The organism is Methanolobus sediminis, assembly GCF_031312595.1.
Taxonomy (GTDB): Archaea; Halobacteriota; Methanosarcinia; order Methanosarcinales; family Methanosarcinaceae; genus Methanolobus; species Methanolobus sediminis.
The window spans coordinates 942791-961446 of the sequence record NZ_CP133592.1 but is presented as its reverse complement, the minus strand read 5'-3'; the positions used below and the strand labels follow the sequence as shown (position 1 = coordinate 961446).

18 protein-coding genes are annotated in these 18656 nt (G+C 41.3%); 11 read left to right on the top strand and 7 right to left on the bottom strand.

Annotation, left to right across the window (positions count from 1 at the left end; all coding sequences use genetic code 11):
- The first annotated feature begins 156 nt into the window (after positions 1–156).
- Complete coding sequence (locus RE474_RS04580; protein WP_309311798.1) at positions 157–855, top strand: RNA ligase partner protein; 699 nt, start codon at positions 157–159, stop codon at positions 853–855.
- A gap of 89 nt (positions 856–944) precedes the next feature.
- Entirely contained in the window at positions 945–2159 is a 1215-nt protein-coding gene (locus tag RE474_RS04575) for a methionine adenosyltransferase (RefSeq protein ID WP_309311797.1), read from the top strand.
- 4 nt (positions 2160–2163) lie between these two features.
- Here the strand turns inward: RE474_RS04575 and RE474_RS04570 are convergent, their stop codons facing one another.
- The 3 genes from RE474_RS04570 to RE474_RS04560 form a co-directional block, all read right to left on the bottom strand.
- The gene (locus RE474_RS04570) at positions 2164–3033 is read right to left on the bottom strand and encodes a geranylgeranylglycerol-phosphate geranylgeranyltransferase (RefSeq protein WP_309311796.1); all 870 of its coding nucleotides are present in this window, start codon (positions 3031–3033) and stop codon (positions 2164–2166) included.
- A 7-nt stretch (positions 3034–3040) separates the two neighbouring features.
- A complete protein-coding gene (gene nadA / locus RE474_RS04565; protein WP_309311795.1) occupies positions 3041–3958 on the bottom strand; it encodes a quinolinate synthase NadA in 918 nt (305 codons plus the stop codon).
- A 66-nt stretch (positions 3959–4024) separates the two neighbouring features.
- The gene (locus RE474_RS04560; RefSeq protein WP_309311794.1) at positions 4025–4840 is read right to left on the bottom strand and encodes an aspartate dehydrogenase; all 816 of its coding nucleotides are present in this window, start codon (positions 4838–4840) and stop codon (positions 4025–4027) included.
- A gap of 131 nt (positions 4841–4971) precedes the next feature.
- On the opposite strand from RE474_RS04560, the gene nadC reads away from it, so the two are divergent.
- The 5 genes from nadC to RE474_RS04535 all read left to right on the top strand — a co-directional run bounded on the left by nadC (position 4972) and on the right by RE474_RS04535 (position 9673).
- Positions 4972–5808, top strand: coding sequence for a carboxylating nicotinate-nucleotide diphosphorylase (nadC, locus tag RE474_RS04555; protein WP_309312203.1), 837 nt, complete (start codon positions 4972–4974; stop codon positions 5806–5808).
- Positions 5809–5930: 122 nt separating this feature from the next.
- The gene (locus RE474_RS04550) at positions 5931–7193 is read left to right on the top strand and encodes a BatD family protein (protein ID WP_309311793.1); all 1263 of its coding nucleotides are present in this window, start codon (positions 5931–5933) and stop codon (positions 7191–7193) included.
- A gap of 96 nt (positions 7194–7289) precedes the next feature.
- Positions 7290–8396 carry an FtsZ/tubulin family protein gene (locus RE474_RS04545; protein ID WP_309311792.1) on the top strand — a complete coding sequence of 369 codons (1107 nt, stop codon included), beginning with the start codon at positions 7290–7292 and terminating at the stop codon, positions 8394–8396.
- Positions 8397–8506: 110 nt separating this feature from the next.
- A complete protein-coding gene (locus tag RE474_RS04540; protein WP_309311791.1) occupies positions 8507–9202 on the top strand; it encodes an ABC transporter ATP-binding protein in 696 nt (231 codons plus the stop codon).
- A gap of 24 nt (positions 9203–9226) precedes the next feature.
- Entirely contained in the window at positions 9227–9673 is a 447-nt protein-coding gene (locus RE474_RS04535) for a PPC domain-containing DNA-binding protein (protein ID WP_309311790.1), read from the top strand.
- Positions 9674–9706: 33 nt separating this feature from the next.
- On the opposite strand, the gene mreA is transcribed toward RE474_RS04535, so the two are convergent.
- The gene (gene mreA, locus RE474_RS04530) at positions 9707–10093 is read right to left on the bottom strand and encodes an MreA family transcriptional regulator (RefSeq protein ID WP_309311789.1); all 387 of its coding nucleotides are present in this window, start codon (positions 10091–10093) and stop codon (positions 9707–9709) included.
- Between the two features lie 168 nt (positions 10094–10261).
- On the opposite strand from mreA, the gene eno reads away from it, so the two are divergent.
- Positions 10262–11536, top strand: a complete 1275-nt coding sequence (gene eno / locus RE474_RS04525) for a phosphopyruvate hydratase (protein WP_309311788.1) — start codon at positions 10262–10264, stop codon at positions 11534–11536.
- A gap of 86 nt (positions 11537–11622) precedes the next feature.
- Here eno and RE474_RS04520 read toward each other — a convergent pair whose 3' ends face one another.
- Entirely contained in the window at positions 11623–12897 is a 1275-nt protein-coding gene (locus RE474_RS04520) for a nickel-dependent lactate racemase family protein (protein ID WP_309311787.1), read from the bottom strand.
- Between the two features lie 112 nt (positions 12898–13009).
- On the opposite strand from RE474_RS04520, the gene RE474_RS04515 reads away from it, so the two are divergent.
- From RE474_RS04515 to RE474_RS04505, 3 genes are all read left to right on the top strand, one after another.
- Positions 13010–13636, top strand: a complete 627-nt coding sequence (locus tag RE474_RS04515) for a LysE family translocator (protein WP_309311786.1) — start codon at positions 13010–13012, stop codon at positions 13634–13636.
- Between the two features lie 116 nt (positions 13637–13752).
- Positions 13753–14916 carry an ABC transporter permease gene (locus RE474_RS04510; protein WP_309311785.1) on the top strand — a complete coding sequence of 388 codons (1164 nt, stop codon included), beginning with the start codon at positions 13753–13755 and terminating at the stop codon, positions 14914–14916.
- Between the two features lie 260 nt (positions 14917–15176).
- A complete protein-coding gene (locus RE474_RS04505; RefSeq protein WP_309311784.1) occupies positions 15177–15578 on the top strand; it encodes an inorganic diphosphatase in 402 nt (133 codons plus the stop codon).
- Between the two features lie 415 nt (positions 15579–15993).
- On the opposite strand, the gene RE474_RS04500 is transcribed toward RE474_RS04505, so the two are convergent.
- On the bottom strand, positions 15994–17154 hold the full coding sequence (locus RE474_RS04500; RefSeq protein WP_309311783.1) for an ABC transporter permease: 1161 nt from the start codon (positions 17152–17154) through the stop codon (positions 15994–15996).
- A 9-nt stretch (positions 17155–17163) separates the two neighbouring features.
- Entirely contained in the window at positions 17164–18276 is a 1113-nt protein-coding gene (locus RE474_RS04495) for a hypothetical protein (RefSeq protein ID WP_309311782.1), read from the bottom strand.
- Between the last annotated feature and the right edge of the window lie 380 nt (positions 18277–18656).

Genomic DNA, 18656 nt, shown 5'->3' with positions numbered 1-18656 from the left:
GTGGGATAAATCCCTCCTTGTTCCTCTTCTCTTTCTTACAAACCTTGGACCTCTATTGTGCCGTGTAAATTAATGACTACCAAAAATACTTTAACCTCGTCCTGCCCAATTATATATAAAAAAGTCCGGTTGATCGGATACATATGAGGTAATTCTATGCTAAGACAGCGTTTCGTTCTTGATACAACTGCATTGACCGATCTACAGGTGAGAGAAAAGCTGGAACAGGATGGCATGTGTGGCGGTATGCGGGAAGTGCTGGACCTGATAGCCAGTTCCAGATTGAATCTTGGTATCAGTTGCTATGTGCCTTTTCCATCAGTCTACAAGGAGTTGCAGGAGTTCGCCCATAACAACGGCTGTGACAGTGATGTCATTGCAAAGATCGACACATGGCTTGTAAAAAAGGCTCCTGACAGGTATAATGTACAGATTCCTTCCAAGGTATTCCATGAATATGTATCGCACATGCGGGAACGCATTAATAAAGGTATGACTATTGCCGAGGAAACAATCTGGGAAGCTTCCACTGAGTGTCTTCTCACCGAGTCAAAGGCCGAATCTAAGAAAGACATCAGTTTTGATATTGAAAGAAGGGTTATAGGAAGTCATATAGGGAAGTTCAGGAACAAATATCGTTCGGCACTTCGTTATGGTATTCTTGACAGTGCCCCGGATATTGATGTACTTATCCTTGCAAAGGAACTGGATGCTGCAGTAGTAGCAAGTGATTTCGGGATTCAGAAATGGGCTGAGGAACTTGGTGTGAGATTCGTACCTGCAAGCACTTTCCCTATGATATTGCAGGAATACCTGAAACATGCTGACTCATCAGGTGGCTTATCTCATGAATAAGAGTAGTTATTAAATCTATCCGGTCTAATTTTAAACATTATTCGGATATTCCGCTTCGATAGTGGGCAGTGTATCAGGGAGGAATGTAATTGAGATACATTACTGTAGAGAAATTCAGGTCTGTAAGTGCTTCTGAACAACATCTGGAAATTGTGGAAAGAAAGGGATTGGGACATCCTGACAGCATATGTGATGCTATTATGGATGCTATATCTGTAAACCTGTGTACTGAATATCTTGAAAAATTCGATGCGATCCTGCATCATAACATAGACAAATGCCTTCTTGTTGCAGGTGAGACTGCCGGGATATTTGGTGGTGGTGTTATGGTAGACCCCATGCTTCTGGTCATTGGGGATCGTGCAACTTTCAAGGCTGAGGACATCGAGATAGATGTAGCCAATATAGCAGTTGATACTGCAAAAAGATGGTTTGATGAGAAACTCCGCTTTGTCCAACCAGATTTTGTGGAATATCAGGTGGAACTAAAACCCGGGTCTGCAGAGCTTACGGATATTTTCCGAAGACAAAAAGGCATACTTGGTTCCAACGATACATCAGCAGCAGTTGGTTATGCACCTCTTTCATTTACGGAACAGGCAGTTCTGGATATGGAGAGACACCTGAACTCTTCAGTTTTCAAAGAAGAATTCCCTGAATCTGGTGAAGACGTAAAGATTATGGGTGTAAGGCGTGGTTCTAAGTTTGATGTAACTGTTGCAATGCCTCTTATTGATTTATTTGTGGACTCGGAGCAGCACTATTTCAATATGAAACAGGAAATTTTCAGATCAATGAATGCGTATCTTGCTGGTTATCTGGAAAAAAATAATGTGCAGATGAATGCATCTATTTCATTTAATAACCTTGACATTCCGGGTAGAGGAATGGAAGGGATCTATACCAGTGTAACAGGTACTTCTGCCGAGGATGCCGACTGCGGGCAGGTTGGCAGAGGTAATCGTGTCAATGGAATTATTCCCCTGAATCGTCCGGTAAGTAGTGAGGCAGCAGCCGGAAAGAATCCTGTAAGCCATGTGGGCAAGATATACAATGTGCTTTCCCATCACATTGCAGCAAGGATAGTGGAAAAAGTACCTGATGTTAAAGAGGCCTATGTGTGGCTTTTGAGTGACATAGGTGTTGCCATAGATTCTCCAAAGGTAGCTGCTGCTCAGGTAATAATGAATAAAGGTTCAGTGGATTCAGTTGCAAGGGAGATAGAAGAGGTCATCGATTTTGAATTGGAGCATATACAGGACTTTTGTATGCAGCTTGCAAGGGGTATGATTCCCGTATGCTGAAAACTTATGCACCTGCAATAAATGAAATAAGGGCAAATGCCATTGCCATCTTAAACATTTTTGAGGATCTTGCAGGATTGTTTTTTCCAAGTATTTCATATACGGCCACTGCAAAAAGTAGGTCTGCAACAGCTACCAGTATAAGATAACGCACAGTCATGAGTGACTGAATATATGGCAGAGGACTTGCCAGAACTGCAACAAGTCCGATAAGTGATGCCAGATAAGCTGCTTTTTTCGGGCCGATAATTATTGGCAGTGTTTGTGCTCCGTCTTCTCTGTCGCCTTCTATGTCTTCTATATCCTTGACGATCTCGCGGGCAATTGTTGCCATGGTTGCCAGCACAAAGAGGACAAACACAGCTTTAATACCTCCGTACTCAAAGAAAACAGCTCCTCCGAAAAGGAATGCTGAACCTGTAAGATAACCTACTGCTATGTTTCCAAGAAGTGCGGTACGTTTGAGAGTGCTCGCATAATAAATAAGCAGTAATGAATTTACAAGAGCGATGACTCCACAAATAATGTTGATTGATGCTGCAATTATGCTTCCTGCTGCAAAAAGTGCAAGTGAGAAATATAGTGCAGCTTTCAGACCGATTTTCCCGGAAGGGATTGGTCTGTCAGGTTTGTTTATCCTGTCTATATCTATGTCAAAATAATCATTAATGGCATTCCCTGCACCTGTTACCAGGAATACTACAAGGAACACTTTAAATGAATCTAAAATGGGGACTGTAGGAAATGCAACAGCATAAAAGTCCGGTGAGACATTAGATGAAACTATGTTATATGCTATGAATACTCCTACAAGGGCGGCAATGGCTGCCATAAGGCAGTTGCCTGAACGCATAAGTTTCAGATATGTCTGCATTTAGAGATTACCTGTTCCTTTTTATATCCAGCATTCTCTCAAGTGCAATTCTTGCTTTTGCACTAATGTCTTCAGGGACTGTGATCACATACTGCATCTTCTCAAGTGAAAGCAATAACGAATCAAGGTCTATGGCTTTCATTTCAGGACACACGGTAAATTCAGATACGTTATAGAATTTCTTTTCTGGATTGTCCTTCTGCAGTTTGTGGATGATTCCTCTTTCCGTTGCAATGATGAATTCATCACCTGCATTTTTGACGTGCTCCACCATTCCTGTGGTGCTGAATACTTTGTCTGCAAGGTCAATAACCTCTCTTCTGCATTCCGGATGTGCGAGCACTTCTGCGCCCGGATGCTCATGCTTTGCTTTGATCACATCAGTGGTGAGTATCTGGTTATGAGTAGGACAGTATCCATTCCATGGGATAATTTTCTTGCTGGTGAATCTTGACACATAGTCTGCAAGGTTCTTGTCCGGTACGAAGAGCACTTCCTCTTCTTTAAGGGAGTTTACAACTTCCACAGCGTTTGCGGACGTGCAACAGATATCACTTTCTGCTTTCACATCTGCTGTGGAGTTCACATAACATACTACTGCAGCATCAGGATATTTTTTCTTTTCCACGCGCAGTGCTTCGGCAGTGACCATTGAAGCCATCGGACATCCTGCGTGAATCTCAGGCAACAGCACAGTTTTTTCCGGGCTGAGAACGGCAGCACTTTCCGCCATGAAATTCACTCCGCAAAAAACAATTACATCGGCTTCCTGTTCGGTGGCCTGTATGCTAAGTCCCAGTGAGTCTCCGGTAAAGTCTGCAATGTCCTGTATTTCTCCTCTTTCATAGTTGTGTGCAAGAATCACTGCATTACGTTCTTCCTTTAGTTCCAGTATCCTTTCAATGGTTTTTTGGGTGTCCTGCATGGGATCATTACCTTAAATTTGAATTTTGTGCAGGGATCAAAACTATCCTGCAGTATTGTTTTTAGTTCATGTGCCAGTCTGGATCGGGTCTGAGAGTTTTCTCAGGGTGGCTATAGCCGAAAGTGATGCCAGGTAGCTGCTTTTTGGATTTGAAGGGGATGGAACGTTCTCGACTCTCGTTGTGAATTCACCAAAGGCCCCTTCCACGGATATTTCATGTATGTTGCGTGTAAGTGCCGGATTTGCCACTATTTTGACCTTGGTTTTCTCAAAACCAATGCCTGTAAGGCTAATTGTGGCTGCAACGTTCACATTTGCAGGAAATGCCTTTACGGCTTCACTGGCAGGTCCTTCGAAAATAACTGTCTTTCCGGTTATTTTATCGAGATCTATCTTGTTCCTGATAATGTAGGGAGCACCGGCAAGTCCTGCGGGTGGCTTCTGGGTTGTAAGTGTGACAGAATAAATTTTCTCTGCAGAGGCTGATTTCAGACCATCAAGACCAACAATGGCTCCTGACGGAAGGTAAACCTTGCATTTGTTCTCCTTTGCAAGTTCTCTTATGGTCTTGTACAACTTCTCATCAGAAAAAGCACCAACACTCATGATCATAACATCGCAATGTGCATGCAGTGCAGTGGGTATGATCTCATAGACTGCTTCCTGTGAGGCGCATTCTACAAGCAGGTCTATATTCCTGACCATTTCAGTGACTTCCATTACCTGAGGTTTTGATCTTTCTAAAGTGGACAATAGCTTATCCACATCATCAAGGTTCCTGTCATAAATGGCTACAAGCTCTGCCTCAATAGTTCCGTCATCAATGGCTTTACATATGCTGGTACCTATTGTTCCGCAGCCGATAAGTCCTATACTGAGCATTTTAGATCCCTGAAAATTAAAGTATAATTAGATTAATTTCGTTTACTGCTTATATTGATTGGTTAAGTAGGTTTTGCTTATATGCTGAAAGAATATAAATCACTTTACCATACATATCCGTAGGTAATATGATATACACACACGAGATCGAAAGTTTTCTGGAAGAAGACCTTGGATATAACGATATTTCATGCAAGCTTGTTCCGGATCATAATGTAGAAGCCATTATTTTCACAAAAGAGGACTGTACTCTTGCAGGAGTTGATGTTGCAATTTCCTTTTTTGATTATTTTGGGATTGAATATTCCACAGATTATTCGAATGGTGACAGATTATCAAAGAATGATGTAATATTTACCCTGAAAGGAAGTTCCCTGTCAATTCTCAGGACAGAACGACTGGTCCTTAATTTCCTGGGACATCTCTGTGGTATAGCCACCAACACAAGCAGGTGTGTGGATATAGTACGCAGTTATTCCGATAAAACAAAGATCGCATGTACAAGAAAAACAACACCCGGACTTCGCAAGTATGAGAAAATGGCTGTTATTGCAGGAGGTGGTGACCCGCACAGGTTCAATCTCACAGATTCTGTTATGATAAAGGATAATCATGTCAAGATGATGGGAGTGGAAGCTGCAATAAAGTCTGCAAAGGAAAAAGCAGGTTTTACCCAGAAAATAGATGTTGAAGTGGAGTCACCTGCCGATGCCCTGGTAGCTGCTAAGGCAGGTGCTGACATTATAATGCTTGACAACATGGACCCTGAAAATATAGTAAAAACAGTTGATTATCTGAAAAGTTCATCTATCTCTGAACACATCATTATTGAAGTTTCAGGAGGCATTAACATGGATAACCTTGAAGAGTATGCAAAGACCGGGGTTGACATTATCTCCATGGGTTCTCTTATCCATAGGTCACAATGGATAGATGTCAGTCTTGAAATTGTTAAAGTTCAGGAGTAAAATCAATTTATTGTAGTTGTTTTCACACAATCTTTAAAAATTATCATAATCATAAGGTTTATATTAATAACTGCGTATTTTACCTGAAAAACAAAATCAAATTCTGTTATTTGAGGAAAACAATGGTCCGAGTTGCTCGTTTATTGGTTATTTCTTTGTGCATGGTTTTCTTCTGTCTGGCACTGGCAGGAAATGCTGCGGCAGTAGAGATTTATAATGGTTCTATTACAACAGGTGATGGATACCAACTTAATAATTTTGTAATTGATTTAACTGATGCATTCCCTAGTGCGGATTCTGCCTCATTCTATGTGTATGAGAATGGTGATGAGGTCGATAGTTTCCTAATCAATGTGGGCGATTCCTATGAATTTGATTTTGAAGGCGATGCAGATGTGAAAGTCACCCTTATATCAGTAAGTAGTGGTACACTTCCTGTAGCAAGAGTGTCCATCATTGTTAACAACTATCGTGTAAGCGATCTCTTTGAAAGCTCAATTGTTGATGGTGGTAATGAGTATGCTATTTACTCTGGAACGCCTGCACTTGAAATCATAAAATCAGTCGACAAGTCTGAAATAGATGTAGGCGAAGTTGTGCGTGTGACCGTCACCGTTGAAAATACTGGTGATGATGATGCTGTAGATGTTGTTTTTTCAGACGCACAACAGGCAAAATTTATTCTAGTCGATAATATTCTTGGGGAACCGGGTAAGATTGATGTAGAAAAAGGTGCTTCAACTAAAAAGATATATGTCTATGATCTGAAAGCCACCGAAGCTGGTACTTTTTCATTGAATCCGGTAACAGCAAGTTTTACAAATGAAGCGGGTCTGGATTTTGATGATGTTTCTTCTAATTCGCCAACAGTGATCGTAAACGCAGCTGCAGATCTGGTTAATGCGGATCTTGAATTTACAACAACTCTTGACAAGTATACTGTCAACCGTAATGATGAGATACAGGGAACTATTATAATAAAGAATAACGGTGATGCTCCTGCAAAAGCTGTAACAGTTGACATTATGATTCCAGATGGTCTGGAGTTCCAAAGTGGATCTGATATTGAAGTAATATCTGGCGTCCCTACCATTTACCTCGAATCTTTTGGTGTACAGCAGGAGAAAGAATTTACCTTTACTGTGAAAGCTACTGAAGTTGGAACGTATACACTTTCTATGGAAAACAGTTATCTTTTTGACAATGGGGTAGATACGCAACTGGAAGAAGTCACATCAGAGTCTGTAACAAATAAAATATACGTTGTCAAAGGGGAATATGATTACCTTTTCGAGCAGCCTATATATTTCTATGTAATACCTCTGATAATTATCGGAGCTATCGTAGGATGGATTTATCACAGGCACAAACAATATAAGTTCTGATACAAGAGTTACAGTTAACATAAACTGGATTTATCACAAGATTTATCTTACTATAATTATATTACACTTAATTATATTACAGTTCGGAGGAATTATTTGCTCAACATACTCATCGTTGGTAACGGTCAATGTGGAAACCGCATACTGGATGCTATTAACAGGGAAGCTTTCGGTAAAAAAAGCCCTCTTGCCAAATTCTATTCTCAACAAAAATACAAAAGCAATGTACAGACCATTGCTATCAATACCGCTGTAAATGATCTCAAGGAGATGAAATTTACAAAGGCAAAGGACAGGATACATATCCCTCATTTACATGGTGTTGGAGCTAACAGAAATGTTGGAAAACACGTTTTTGAAGACAACAAAACCCATATTATGCGGCAGATCGAGGAACGAGGAAACTTTGATGTTTGCTTTGTTATAACTTCTGCATCAGGTGGTACTGGTTCTTCATTCACTCCAATGCTTGTAAAAGAACTCAAGGATAAATATGATTTTCCTGTTTATGCAGTTGTTGTCCTTCCATTCAGGGAAGAAGGCACACTCTATCTTCAGAATGCTGCTTTTTGTTTGAGGGATATTCGTGAGAGTAGTGCTGATGGTATAATTCTTGCTGATAATCAGTTCCTGAAACAGATGGGTGGAAATGTAGAATCTGCCTATAATGGCATCAATGATATGGTTGCCAGACGTCTTCTTTTCCTTCTTGATGCGCTTGACAGTGAAATGATGATGGTGACTGACCTTGGTGACTTCAAGACTGTCATGAGTGGTGGTGCAGGACTTGCAACCATCGGTTTCTTTGAAGCAGATACAGATATGCCAGTAAGAAGTGCTATTCAGAAAGCACTGTCGCCTTCAGGTCTTCTGTTCTCAAGTGATGTCTATAAAGAAGCAAGTAGAGCAATGGTTATTATCAGGGGTGACAAAGAACGGCTCAGTATCGATGAGATCTCAACGGAAGTCGAGAAGTTATCCAGTGCAGTAGGTCATGTCTTTAAGGGTATCATTGTAAGGAACGGAGAACTTCCACAGGTACTTGCAGTACTCACACTTGAATCTGCATCTGAACTCGAGAATCTTTATGCCATAGCAGTTGATGCTATTAAGTATGAACGTGATAAAAAAGAACGTGTGGCTACTGTCAAAGAAGTCGATCGCGCATTTTCACAGATAGACGGAATGGATCCGTCTTACTGATCTTTTCTTCTTTTTCGTTTTTCTTTATTAGTTTTATTTTGACTTTTTTTTCTTCAAATCAAATAGATTGAAATAGTCTAAGTCTAAATAAAGTTACCAGAGGTTTTTATTTGGATGATGATGCTTCTTATATTATACAGGCAAGAGGGCTATCCAAGGTATATCTGAATGGTGTGGAAGTCCGTGCTCTTGACAATGTCGACCTTGATATTAAAAGGGGTGAGTTCCTTTCGATAACAGGTCCTTCCGGTTCGGGGAAAAGCACTCTTCTCCATATGATAGGTATTCTGGACACTCCCACTTCCGGCAGCATAACCATAGACGGAGGGGTCGTTACAGATATGTCTGAAAAAGAGCGTTCCAAGGTGCGTAATGAAGTTCTGGGTTTCATATTCCAGTATCATCATCTTATGCCTGATTTCAATGCCCTTGAAAATGTGATGATGCCTCTTCTGATTGGTGGAATGAAACGCAGTGAAGCAAAGAAGATTGCAGCTAAACTTCTGGAGGATGTAGGTTTGGGTGACCGCATGGATCACCTTCCAAATCAGCTTTCCGGAGGGCAAGCCCAGAGAGTTGCCATTGCAAGGGCCCTTGCCAATAATCCCGGAATCGTCATAGGTGATGAACCTACAGGAAATCTGGATACTAAATCAAGTGACAGAATATATGAGCTTCTAAGGCAGCTTAACCGGGACAGGGGACAAACCTTTATTCTTGTCACTCATGATGAGGAAATGGCCAGGAAGACTGATCGTATCATCAGGATTGTAGATGGACGCATAGCGTCTGATTCCCTTCGATAAGATATCTGGCAAAAAGGTGATCTAATGGAATATTCACAGGGTAGCATAGGTAGAGTATTTACTGTTCGTCTGGATCAGGGAGATGACATTCTCGGGGAACTTGAAGGTCTTGCAGTTTCAGAGAATATCAGGTCTGCAATGTTCATGATGCTTGGAGCAGTAAAGGAAGCCAGTCTTGTGGTTGGTCCTAAGGAAAATATTGTCCCTCCTGATCCTCAATGGGCTCGCATCCATGATGCCCATGAGCTTATAGGAATAGGAAATATCTTCTGGGAGAATGATAAACCTAAGATTCATCTTCATTCAGCAGCAGGTCGTGGGGAATCTACAAAAACAGGATGTCTGCGCGAAAACAGTGAAGTCTTCATGGTTGTAGAAGTCTTCATAATGGAAATATCCGGTATTTCTGCAAGCAGGATATTCGATAAAGAGAGAGGTTTCGCTCCCGTATGTTTCCCGGATAAAAGCTGACAATAATTCTTATGACAATTTCAGGTTTAGATCTTATTCACCGTTACCACTGAGTTCCTTGAGCTGCTCAAGGGCTTCAACCATTTCCATGTTCTTTCTGAGAGCCTTTGACTCAAAGGTTTTGACTATTTCCTCAAAAGGTACAATGAGTTTGTAATATTTGACAGGCCTTCCTTTGTCAGTATTCTTTTTTTCGTTTCTTTCTTCTATCCATCCTCTTTCTCTCAAAGGACGCATAGCAATACTGACTTCCGGCTGCCTGAGGCCCGATGCCTGTTCAATGTTCTGTGAGGTCATTTCATTTCCACATACAAGGCATGCAATAGAGATGGCTTCGGTTCTGGGTACATCCAGTCCCTGTAAAAGTTCGATTATTTCATAGCCTTTTCCGCTTAAAAGATCAGTATCTCCGCTTTTCATTTGGTTACTATAATACTTTTAAGTTTATATAATTTATGTAAATATAATTTAGTTTTAGCAGATATGCCTGTAATTGTCGTTCAAGCGTAGAATTGAAAAGAAGTGAACGGTAACAATATATACAGTAATTGCGAAGTAGGTGTTAAACCAAGTCAAAGGTGGAATAGGATGCCGTATATTGATGATGACAAAAGTTATAAGATTAAAAAGATTCACGCACGTGAGATTCTTGACTCCAGAGGAAACCCTACCGTTGAAGTAGATGTCTATACTTCTAATGGATTTGGACGGGCAAGTGTTCCTTCCGGTGCTTCCACAGGCAGTAACGAAGCACTTGAGTTGCGCGACAAGGAAGAACGCTACCTTGGAAAGGGTGTTCTTGATGCAGTTGACAACGTCAACACCGCTATAGAAGCAGAGCTTCTGGGCATGGATGTCAGGAAGCAGCGTGAGATCGATGGTCTTATGCTTGCTCTGGACGGTACTGAGAACAAGATGGAACTTGGCGCAAACGCAATCCTTGGTGTATCCATGGCAGTTGCAAGAGCAGCAGCAGATTCACTCAACATGCCACTTTACCGCTATCTTGGCGGCATAAATGCATATACTCTCCCTGTTCCTACAATGAATGTCCTTAACGGTGGAAAACACGCCGGAAATGCACTTTCCATTCAGGAGTTCATGATCCAGCCAAAAGGTGCGGAAACCTATTCTGAAGCACTGCGCATGGGTACTGAAACATACCATGCACTTGGTAAGATACTCGAAGGAAAATACGGTGGCTCAGCAACAAATGTCGGTTACGAGGGTGGATACGCACCATCCATTGAGATGACCCATGATGCTCTCGATGCACTTGTAAGTGCAATCGAGGAAGCAGGATACACAGAGTCTGAGATCAGCATAGGTCTTGATGCGGCAGCTTCTGAGTTCTTTGACGGGGCAACATATTCAATCGATGGTAAGCTCTTAAAACCTGCTGAACTCATTGATTATTACCTTGAACTTATTGAGACATACCCAATTATCCTTATTGAAGACCCATTCCACGAGGAATCCTTTGAGGACTTCGCAACCCTCACAAACGATGCATGGGACACATTCATTGTTGGAGATGACCTCTTCGTTACAAATGTAGACCGTCTTGCAAAGGGTGTTGAAATGGGCGCTGCAAATGCACTTCTGCTTAAGGTAAACCAGATCGGTTCACTCTCAGAGGCATTCGATGCAGCTAACATGGCAAACCGCAACGGTTACAGTGTTGTTGTAAGCCACCGCTCCGCAGAGACCGAGGACACAACGATCGCTGATATTTCAGTTGCAATCGGTGCTGACCTTATCAAGACCGGAGCACCGGCAAGAAGTGAACGTACTGCAAAATACAACCAGCTCCTCAGAATTGAAGAGGACCTTGGTGAGGCAGCACGTTATATGCAGATATGAACTGAATAACAGTTCAATCTTGCTTTTTTCTTTTCTATTTTTAATTCGTTTATTTTCTTAAATCAAAAAAGGTAAAAGGGTTTTAGTTATTCAAGCAGCGGTACGGTGAGGCTCCCCTGTGGTAAAATCACAGCGTATGGTTCCTTGCCCTGCTCTTTGATCTTTTCAACCGCTTTGTTGAATGTTTCCTGAATATCCATGTGTGGTTGAAGTTTTGCCATTTTTATAGTATCATCATCTAGGTCTGAGATTGCCCACATTTCAGCATAAACTCCAATTTGTGCCATCTTAGCAGCTTTATGGTATCCGAGCTTGTAGCCTTCATCGATCTTACACATGACCTCGTCGCATGTATTTGCAGAACAAAGCAGGTTCAGGAATGTATCATCTCCCACGCCGTCCCTGCATTTTGATACAAGGATGATGACTCCGCCATCTTCCAGTGCAAGCTTGCCGTTCTCAAGTGCTTTCTGGGACTGGTAGAGGTCGATGTCCATTGGATATGGCGCTGCAGTGAGCACAATATTGCCCTTGCGGCTGCAATTTGAACAGAATACTTCTTTTGCTCTCTCAACTGCAATATCAAATGACTTGAAAAGATCACCTGCAACCGTGGCATAAAGTCCGTGGTCTGCTGTAAGGACAGTTTGAATTGAGAATACGTTCAGGTCTTTCAGCACTTTCATTGCATCTTCCATGTCCTCTGCAACAGGATTTCCTTTGATTGCAAGCGGCTGTGCAGCTTCTGAGAGTGCATGTTTGTGGTTCATTTCGATGGTCTTGTAGGAAGCAACTCCCGGCAGGAATGCTTTTCTTCCACCAGTATAACCTGCAAAATAGTGAGGCTCAACACTTCCAATGACGATGATGTTCTTGCTTTCATTCACCATTTTGTTGAGATACATCTCTGTTCCGTTGCTTGACACGCCAAGATATTCCATGTCCTCATCCTTGCGGGCATCGTGTACGAATATATTCTCTTTGAACTCGTCGTATATCTCACCGAAGATGTATCTATATTCATCCTCAGTTGGTCCTCTGTGAGCACCTGTAGCAACCATGAATCTTACGTCTCCATGCTCTCTTAGCATATCACGCATTTTCAGGAGGATCTTTGCAGTAGGAGTTGGCCTTGTGGCATCATTTACAAGAATCAATATCCTCTCGCTGTTTTTCATGAAATCCTCAAGTGACTCCATTCCAACCGGATTGTTCAGTGCCTCGTCTATTACTTCGGACTCAGCGCCGACTTCAACAGAATTAGGTGAAACGACCTCATGGGGTATTTCCACTTCAAGGTCTACGAATTCTTTTCCATAAGGTATCGGTATTTTGATAAAAATTCCTCCAGATAAGGTCAATAACTGGATAGTTCATAATAGGAAGCTTTATTTATAGCATTCTCTCCAGATAGAAAGAAAACCATAACTTCAAAGGAAGTACAAGTATTCCAGTTTAAAGACAGGTGACAAATTGATAGAAACCACGCAACTCGTCTACTTCATCGCAGCCTCAGTGGCTCTCACTCTCCTGCCCGGCCCTGATATTCTCTTCGTGCTCACACAGAGCATATCTCAGGGAAAAACAGCAGGTATGGCAATAGCCACCGGCCTTTGCACCGGTCTGCTGTTCCACACAACTGCGGCAGCACTTGGGGTTTCTGCGATATTGTACAGTTCTGCGGTGGCTTTCTCTCTCCTGAAATATGCAGGAGCTATCTATCTTCTCTACCTTGCTTATAAGGCAATTCGTGAAGAAGGCAGCCTCACATCACTTGAATCTGTTAAAGAAAAGAATCTGTCACTACTTTACAGAAGAGGTATTTTCATGAATATCTTAAATCCCAAGGTTTCCCTGTTCTTCCTTGCATTCCTGCCTCAGTTCATAAATGCAGATTCAGGCAGCATCCCTCTTCAAATGATATTCCTGGGTGCAGTGTTCTTTGCACAGGCAATAGTGGTCTTTTTCATAGTATCATTCTTTGCCGGAATGATAGGGACTAAAATCATGGAAAAGCCAGGTCTGGGTAAGAAGATCAACTGGGCAAAGGCTGGTATTTATTCAGTTATTGGGATCGAGCTTGCATTTGCACATCAGTGAGTATAGTTCTAACAGAACAATTTCTATTTTTCATCTATTTTTCTCCCACAGCTTCATAAATAGTTATATAATAACAGTCAAATCATTTCTATATTGGAAGCTGGTCAATGTTTGAAATGAGAATAGCCCTGAGGCATATAGGTGCAAGAAAGCGACTCACATTCTTTGCGGTGTTTGCGGTAGCGTTAGCCATAGCAGTTATTGTAGTTCTCATGTCAATGATGACCGGGTTTACCGAGGAGCTCATCAGTTCTACGGTGGAGAACTCACCGCATATCGTGATAACTTCATCTGATAAACAGGCGGATTATGTTCATTTCTACAACTATTACTCGCAGAAGATAGCTTTAATGGATGGTGTGGAAGCAGTATCTCCTGTCTTTGTAGGGCAGGCAGCCATAAGTCACAAGGATAATGCCGAAGGCATCAATCTCAATGGTATTGATCCTGTTGCCGAGGATGCTGTCATGCACATCTCTGATGACATTGTATCAGGCGATCTACTCTCTCTCAGCAGAAGCAACAACGGAATCATAATCGGTGACAAGCTTGCTGAAGATCTGGAAGTTGTCCTGGGGGATAAAGTCGATATAGTGATGCCTGGCTTTGGAAGCAGGTCATTCAAGATTCTTGGGATATTCGATACTGGAACATCCAGTGATGAAAGTATTGCATACGTCCGTTTTGATTCAGCTCTTGATTTCTTCCGGGAAAACGGAGTTGCAAGCAAGATAAACGTAAGAGTTACCGATCCATTCCAGGCAGATGTTATCGCAGCTTCTATTGAAGGTCAGAATTCCGGGCTTGAAGCTGTTAGCTGGATAGAAGCCAACAGCGAGATATTAGGACTTATCAATACCCAGGTTGTTATTGTCTGGCTTTACTATGGACTTATCTACATGATAGCAGGTTTTGGAATTGCCAACACACTTTTTACGGTTGTCATGGACAAGAAAAAAGAGATCGGCATGCTAATGGCAATGGGTGCCTCAAAGCGTCATATCACAGTAATATTCCTGCTGGAATCACTGATACTTGGTACGATGGGTGTGCTTCTGGGTTGTGTGCTTGGCTATGTTGGTTCCACGGCGCTGGCATCATATCAGATAGATTTACCGCAGGAAATGTACTTTGGCCTGACTACTCTGCCACTCAAGACCGATCCAATGAACTATGCCTACGCAATATTTTTCTCATTCTTCATCAACATAGTTGCAGGTGTCTATCCTGCAAGAAAGGCGGCTGCACTTGATCCAGTCGAAGCCATTGAGAGTGAATGAAAGAATTTCTAATATATTTCCTCAGATATTACGCGGATTTGACACTCTTTCAAATTAATATATATATATATATATATATCGTTTGTTCGTGATTATACGAAACATTTATATCCTAATATGTCGTTAGTATGTTTGCGAACGGGTATATTACTTAGTACCTCTCCAACCACTCCAATGTCACCATACCTGTGCATTCAACCACCTTTAGCCCGTTCGCATCCCCTATGTTTTTTATTTATTAAGCGTATCAATTAGCTGATATGAAAGTTGTTATCGAGACACCAAAATACAGTTTTTTCAAATACAATAAACAGGGTTCTCGTTTTGTCAAAGAGTTCCTGTCTCCGATACCAACAATATTCAATTATGGTTTCATCGAAGGGAGCCTTGCCGATGACGGCATGGAAAAAGATGTTGTTGTCATAGGTCCCCGTGTACCACAGGGTACAATTCTAAACGTCGATAGTTTCCACGGTGTTGTAAAGTTTGTGGATGATTCCCTTAAAGACAATAAAGAAATAGTCTTCACCAGTGGTTTTTACTCAAAGCCTCTATTCTACTTTTATTTTCATCTTTATGCAACATTCAAGGTCTCATATTACCTGATTCTCAAAAGAAAGATTGCAAAATGCCGGTTTGAAGGTATAGTGTGGTATAAATGAAATGAATGCAACGATTCTTTTTACAGCAGAGGATACTTGCGTTGTTATCAGTTTGCAAACACCGTACCTCATGAATAACTTGAGTGGTCCCGAAGGGTGCGGCGAAGCCGGCGTTTTTCCACAAGACGAAGAAGAAAAAACAATCTGTATGCTATCCAGGAAAACTATCTTTGCTGAACTTCTGCAGAATTAGTAGTATAACCGCACTAATTATTGGAATTACATTCTATATCGCAGGCATAGGAATGTGCCGCATTCGGCGGATGGTTATTTTGTTTTTTAGATTGAAGGTTGTTTTTGTAGAACTTAAAAAGAAAAGAGCAAAGTTTGTGTCACTCACATCAGCAGGAACTCTACAGGGATGTATTCCAGTCTCGTTATAGTCCTATCTGAAACACCAAAAGCCATAACCTGCCTAATGTGTAGATATTGCTTCTACCGGATCAAGACTTGCTGCTCTCTGCGCAGGATAAATTCCTGCAAACAGGTTCAGCAAAAAGACAAGAGTTATTATCGCCAGTACATCTCCCGTTCTGACAACAACAGGAATTGAATCCAGTCCGTATGCTCCTTCAGGAAGCGGATAACTCCCTATGGAAAGTGCCAGGGCTACACCGGCGGCAGTCCCAAAAACAGCTCCCGCAAGTCCAAGCATGCCGCTCTCAATTAAAAATATGGTTCTGATACTTGACTTGCTGGCACCCATGGCAAGTAATATACCAATCTCTTTTACTTTACCCATAACGACCATGTTCAAAGTACTGACAACTCCGAAAGATGCGATAAGAAGAATGAATCCCAGTGTCACATTGTTGGAAACCGTTTCGATGGCAATGGTCCTCAGAATTTCAGGATTGTTCTTGGTCCATCCGGCAGCATTGTAGCCGTAGTCCTCGATATTCTGTGCTATCTCCGTGTCCTGATTAAAGTCTGCGATTCTCAGGGATATCCCGTTAATTACGTCTGTTGTATCATAGAAATCCTGAGCAGTATTAAGTGAAGTATATGTCATACTCTCATCCAGAACTGTTCCTGTGTCATATATCGCAACGACCTTCAGGGAAACCGGATTAGCATTTGGAAACGAAACCTCAACATTGTCACCAATATCAAGTTCCATATCCTCTGCAAATTTATCTCCAACAATAATACTCTTATCAGAATAGGTCAGCTCATCATAGTTTCCTTTGATGATGTCATCTTTTGTGTGAGCTACAGCATCTTCCCTGGAAGGCATTATACCTTTGAGTGCAGCATTTTTAGTATTGTCTTTGAATTTGAACGAAGCCTCTCCTATAAGATATGGTGAAGAAGCGACAACGCCATCAATATTGTTAATCTTATCAACGATGTTCTTGTAGAGATGAATGTAATCCTCGCCATCCTGCGGAGAAACTACAACATGGGGCAGGTTGTTCACAGTCTTGCTGTAAAGTTCCTGGGTAAATCCTGCCATGAATGCCTGTGATACCATCAGGATCATGACAGCAATCCCAATTGCGGCAACAGAGAGAATTGTCTGTCTTTTCCTTGCTTTTATATGACGAAGTGCAATGAACAGTTCATAACGCATCATTCACACCTTTCAGTGTTGCTTCTGCCTGGATATAATTGCTGCAATTGTAATAAAGATCAACGCAACAGGGAGCAGGAAGCCGGGGGATTGCTGGGCACTCTGATCAGAACTTGCATTTGTCTGGTTAACCAACGGTTCATAATCAGATTCAATTATTTTTTCCTCTACATCCAGAATATTGCCATCATTACCAATGACCTCTATAAGAAGCTCGTATTCTCCGGCTGTCAGGCGCTCGTTCCATATGGTTTCCACAGTCTCATCATCACCGTTAAGAATAACAGGTGATTTTTCAACCACTGATATGATCTCACTTTTATCATTTCCGTCAACCTGTGAAACGGAAAATCTGACTGAACCTTTAAACGGAACCTGTGAGATACCATCAATGGTAGCACTTGCTCCGATATCATCTTCGTATGTGTCACTGATGAATACGTCGTCATGCGCGGTGAAATCCTCTGTCAGTGCGATATAAGTGACAGAAGGCGAATAAAGTTTGACTTTCACTCTTGCGCTGTAATCTTTGTTATTCTCAAGCAGGACATTCCAATCTTTACTTACTTCCAGAGGAAGCGTACTTACAGAGACTTTCTTCTCGGAGCCGGAGTATATCACGTCCGAGTCATCCATGAGCATGTATTCAATATCTACAAGCACTGCATCTATTGGTGTTATCATCACACTGAATCCCTGTGAGTTTGGTACAAGGTCATCAACGGTAATTCTTGGAATAGTCTGTCTTCCATTAACAAAACTATATGTATTTTCGGAAATGGTGCATCCGTCTTTTGATATAGTGCTGGTTACTGTATATTTTCCATCCTCCAGATTATCAGTGTTCCATCTGAAAGCTTTAGTAACGTCCGAGTCCGGTGTGATACTGTCGATAATGAAAGTTTTGCTGTCCAGCACAGTGCCTGAATGAACAAGACTTATGTCAAGTTCCAGTCCGCTTGCATTTTCTGAGCCGTGCAATGTGATGTCGCAGGTTTCCAGATCAGAGTAGATATCTGTGACAGTCACATTGTATTCATTTGATGAACAATCAAGTGCTGAACTAGGAATTACTAAAAAAAGTACCATTACTATGGCTGTAAGTGACAAAAAAGCAGATTTCATGTCAGGGCTCCTGTATTTCATTATGTTATTTTTGATACTATTTATAGCAATCTGTGAGTTTAATTACTATCTTCATACAGATTATCAAATATAGGGAAACAGCACATGACACTTTCAGATATATACAAAGATATAATCCATGAATTAGAATCAAATTCAAGATATGAAGCAATTGTTTATATTCATATCTGACGATATTTAGTCAATAATCCATAGGATTGAGATTATTTATACTTTTTTACTTTTGTGAACAGTATTTTTCATATTTTTCTATGTTCTCTGGTGAAACCTCATTTTTCCACGTATTTCTTCACGTCTCTATATTTGCCTGCAAAGAAGCTTTTTATAAGTTTAAACCTGAATTATTTTGAGTACTGGAT